General features: G+C 40.1%; 5 protein-coding genes. 3 read left to right on the forward strand and 2 right to left on the reverse strand.

Annotated features, from left to right (window positions below):
• The first annotated feature begins 38 nt into the window (after positions 1-38).
• A complete protein-coding gene (locus VPNCDNU1_RS25970; protein WP_104403063.1) occupies positions 39-1,148 on the forward strand; it encodes a DUF4238 domain-containing protein in 1,110 nt (369 codons plus the stop codon).
• 135 nt (positions 1,149-1,283) lie between these two features.
• Here the strand turns inward: VPNCDNU1_RS25970 and VPNCDNU1_RS25975 are convergent, their stop codons facing one another.
• Together VPNCDNU1_RS25975 and VPNCDNU1_RS25980 are read right to left on the reverse strand one after the other, a co-directional pair.
• Complete coding sequence (locus tag VPNCDNU1_RS25975) at positions 1,284-1,562, reverse strand: type II toxin-antitoxin system RelE/ParE family toxin (protein ID WP_104403064.1); 279 nt, start codon at positions 1,560-1,562, stop codon at positions 1,284-1,286.
• The gene (locus VPNCDNU1_RS25980) at positions 1,559-1,843 is read right to left on the reverse strand and encodes a type II toxin-antitoxin system RelB/DinJ family antitoxin (protein WP_104403065.1); all 285 of its coding nucleotides are present in this window, start codon (positions 1,841-1,843) and stop codon (positions 1,559-1,561) included. The genes VPNCDNU1_RS25975 and VPNCDNU1_RS25980 overlap by 4 nt, the downstream gene beginning before the upstream one ends.
• 692 nt (positions 1,844-2,535) lie before the next feature.
• Here VPNCDNU1_RS25980 and VPNCDNU1_RS25985 point away from each other — a divergent pair.
• Positions 2,536-2,988 (forward strand): GNAT family N-acetyltransferase, encoded by a 453-nt coding sequence (locus VPNCDNU1_RS25985; RefSeq protein WP_104403066.1) that lies wholly within the window; start codon positions 2,536-2,538, stop codon positions 2,986-2,988.
• Positions 2,989-3,458: 470 nt separating this feature from the next.
• Positions 3,459-3,773, forward strand: a complete 315-nt coding sequence (locus VPNCDNU1_RS29200; RefSeq protein WP_237324223.1) for a hypothetical protein — start codon at positions 3,459-3,461, stop codon at positions 3,771-3,773.
• Positions 3,774-3,903 lie beyond the last annotated feature (130 nt).

The following is a 3,903-nucleotide window of genomic DNA, read 5'->3' on the forward strand; positions in this document are numbered from 1 at the left end:
GCTACTTAACTGGGCGTTAAAGCTCATTTGGAGTATCTATGAGTCAAATCACAAAGAAACAACACTACGTGCCACAGTTTTTACTAAGAGGTTTTGACGCTACTCCAGATGGTAGTGAGAAAATAAACGTTTATGATATTAATAGAAATAGCAATCGTGGTTTACAAAGTATTAACACGGCTTTCATGCAAAATTATTTCTATGACAAAGACAATGAGGTTGAAAATTTCTTAAGCAGTAAAATTGAAGCTCCTGCATCTGTTGTGATTAATGAAATCAGATGCGGTCAAGTAACTAAAATTCAGGATAAGGATACTTCATTAATTAAGTTTATTGCTTGCCAGCACAGTCGCACTGTAGAAGCTAGGGATGATGCGTTAGCATTTATAAATGCACACTTTTCAGAGATTTTTTCTGACTTAAATCGTTTGAATAATCTTGGTTTTAAAGATCCAACCAAGATCAAACTTGCCCTGAAAGATAAAGATGCCATGAGAAATTTTATTTCTGAAAGGGTGTATAGTGGGGTACTTATGTCAAAAGGATTAGAAGACCTTAAGTTTCATCTGCTTGTAAATAAAACCAACAGTGAGTTTGTAATCTCCGATCACCCAATTACGCAATATAACTGGCTTTATAGAGAGCTTGAACATCCTGGTATTGGTAGCTTAATGGCAAAAGGGGTTCAATTTTATTTGCCAATTTCGCCGACACTTTGTTTATGCGCATATGATCCAATGTCGTATAAATTTGGAACTAGAAAGTCTTTTGTTTCAGATATCACTTGTATCAGTGATATCGATTGGCTCAATGACTTACAGGTAAGGTCAACTAATTCTGTAATCGGCTATTGTTCTACGTTTATGCAACAGTACATTGCGCGTAAATCTTCTCTCATTGGACAAAAGATTTATACAAGGCACAGCGAGGACTTAGGTGAAATAACGGATAGCGGTGGGAATCTTAGAACTCGTCATATGGCGTACACTAAGCAAGTTAGGTTAACGACGAAGCCTAGTTTCTACAAAGTGTTGAAGCGAGCTAACAGTAGATCAACTATATACGAAGAACGAGACCCTGAAGTATCGTCCGCTGTGCTAGAGCTCCAAAAATTTGCTAGGGAACAACGTCGTGCAAATGAGCTTTAACAAACAATTTAAGAGTGATTCAGCACGTTTGGCATTTTTGGTTTGGGTCTAGTTCAGTGATTATGGTGGTCAAATTAAGTATAATGGTCGCGTGCTTCACACCTTAATTGGGCGTTAGTTTCCCTGAGGGAGTAATCAACCCATTGGAAACTTTTGCTTATGGTGAAGTACGCGCATAATTCGGATGATATCGCCTTCAACCCAATATGAGACGATCATTGAAATCTCAGGGATGATGAGTAGTCGCCCACGAATACCGTCTCGTTGAACTCCCATAAGAGGTTGCTCTAACAAGTTTTCTACTTTTTCTTCGATTAGGTTGTCAGTTTTCTCTGCAGCATCAGGGTTGAAGTCATAGAGAAATTCAAAGATCTTTTCGCGATCATTAAGTGACTCTTCTTCCCATAAAATCATTGCTTACCTCGGTTACGAATTCTGGCTTTTCGCTCTTCCATTCGAGATTTGGCATTTTGATGTTCAACGAAATCCGCTTTTCCTGAGTCAAATTTTTCAAATGCTAGGTTTATTTGTTCAGTTAGCCAAGTATCGTGAGATAATGTTTTTCTTTGTTGTTCAGCAAGCTGCTCAGTAAGCTCACGGCAAGCATCGCTTAGTGTACGACCTTGGCTTTCAGCCATTTGTTGAGCTAGACGTTTTGTTTCCTCATCAATACGAAATTGAATTCTAGTGTCCATAATATCCCCCTTCGCTTCTGTGTGTACAAATGTTAGCACTACTCATTGGGATGGGCAACTAACAAACAATTCAAACAGACCTAAAACGCATGGCATTTTTAGTTTGCGTTGAGTTTTGTGTTTAAGGTGGCTTGCAGAAGTGGCTTTTGTACGTTTTTGGCAGTTTAATTAGGCGTTATGAAGCATCTAGAAAAATGCAGTAAAATTAGGGGCTAAGGTTTAATATTTGCTTATATTTTTTTCATGATTTGAATCTTTCCCAATGGAAAATCCGTTATGTTTCTTTGGTGAAATGCCGCTTTGATTTCATCGAAAGGCAAATAGGCTGTTTGGCTGAGTTTGCCAAGTAGTTTTCTCTTGCAGCCATTTGCTTCGCCGTGGCTATCGTGGGGCGGCAGGACATCGAAAACTCCAAACTAGGCGGGCGTTTTGAGTCAACACGTGGTGGGTTTATCGTGTAAGCTGCCAACATTTTGTGAATTGGCTCTGTGTCTCAACCTTCTGTATTTGCTGAAAATCTGTGGTTGCCTTAAAGTCCGTTCATAACAAACAATTCAAACAGACCAAAAACGTGTGGCACTTTTAGTTTGCGTTGAGTTTGGTGTTTAGGGTGGTTTGCAGAAACGGCATTTGTACGTTTTTGGCAGTTTAATAGGGCGTTAGCGCACAAATCTTACCTTCAAGGACAGATAGTGGAACTAGATAAAATTACAAAGCGCAATATATACGATGTTCTTCGTTTAAAATTAAAGGAGAAGCAAATCGGTTTTGTTTCTTCAAATGCATTTTCAATCGCCGAGTCATCAGTTAATCCTGATTATCAGACAAGAGCAGCAACTGTTGATGGTAAGGTGATAGGGTTCGCAATGTATACCGAGTGGGTAAATGCATTGTGGATGAAGGAGCAAAAGCCTGATGAATACTACATTCCAAGGGTCATGGTGGACAAATCCTATCAGGGAAATGGTTATGGGCGACAATTAATGGTGTTGCTGCTGAATGAAATAGAGAAGAATCAACCTAAAGCAATCCACATAGTTTATTGTCCAGACAACACGGTCACTAAGGAGCTTTATATTAGTCTAGGCTTTGTAGAGTATGGTAAAGATAGCTGTGGTGATACTTTGGCTAGGCTGACTTTCTAGTCTGTGGCAAAGTGCGCTAACAAACGCTTCAAGCCGACTGCCAACGCGTGGCATTTTTAGTTTGCAGCGAATTTATTGTTTAAGGTGCTATGCGGTCACTTTTGTAGTGTGTTGGCAGCGGCTTAAGCGGGCGTTATAGCTCGCGTATAAAGTCACAGCTAATTGGTTAAGAGCCTTGAAAGTTGGCGAGGAGTCTCTTTTTCTTCCACTTGAGAAAGAGTCTTATAAAACAGGTGAAATCATGACAGTTGTGGAACAGCTAATAGTTAAAGACCCTGATGGCTACCTAATACGCTTTCTTTGTCAGCAAAATGGTTAACGGTACTATTTGCATAACAAAAGCTTCAAACCGACAAACAACGTGTGGCATTTTTAGTTTGCGGTGAATTTAGCGTTTAAGGCGCAGTGCAGCGGCTTGTTTTGTGCGTTGTCTGCGGTTTAAGCTGGCGTTAGCTTACATGGAGGAAGAAATGGATAAACTCTTACAAATTACCTTATTCGGGGCACTATTTTTCAGTGCTTCGACTTTTTCAGCAACTTCGAAAGTCACAAAAGTTGGATGCCACATCGATTCAAATACATGCTTTGCGTACTTGGAAAGTAGCTTTCCAACTTCCTGTGCTCGCCATGACGGTTCGGTTCGTTGGGATGGTGAGTCGAATACCAATGGTAAGGCAGCACTCTCCATTTTTTTAACCGCCAAAACTACTGGTAAGAGTGTGACTTTAGGTTTGTCTGGCTGTTATTCAGAGCACCAAAGCTTTTCTTGGGTATCTCTGCAGTGAAATATAAGCTAACAAAAGCTTCAAACCGACAAACAACGCGTGGCATTTTTAGTTTGCGGTGATTTTAGTGTTTAAGGCGTAATGCAGCAGCATGTTTTGCGCGTTGTCTGCGGTTTAAGCTGGCGTTAGG

It is taken from the genome of Vibrio penaeicida (genome assembly GCF_002933855.1).
GTDB classification, from domain to species: Bacteria; Pseudomonadota; Gammaproteobacteria; order Enterobacterales; family Vibrionaceae; genus Vibrio; species Vibrio penaeicida_A.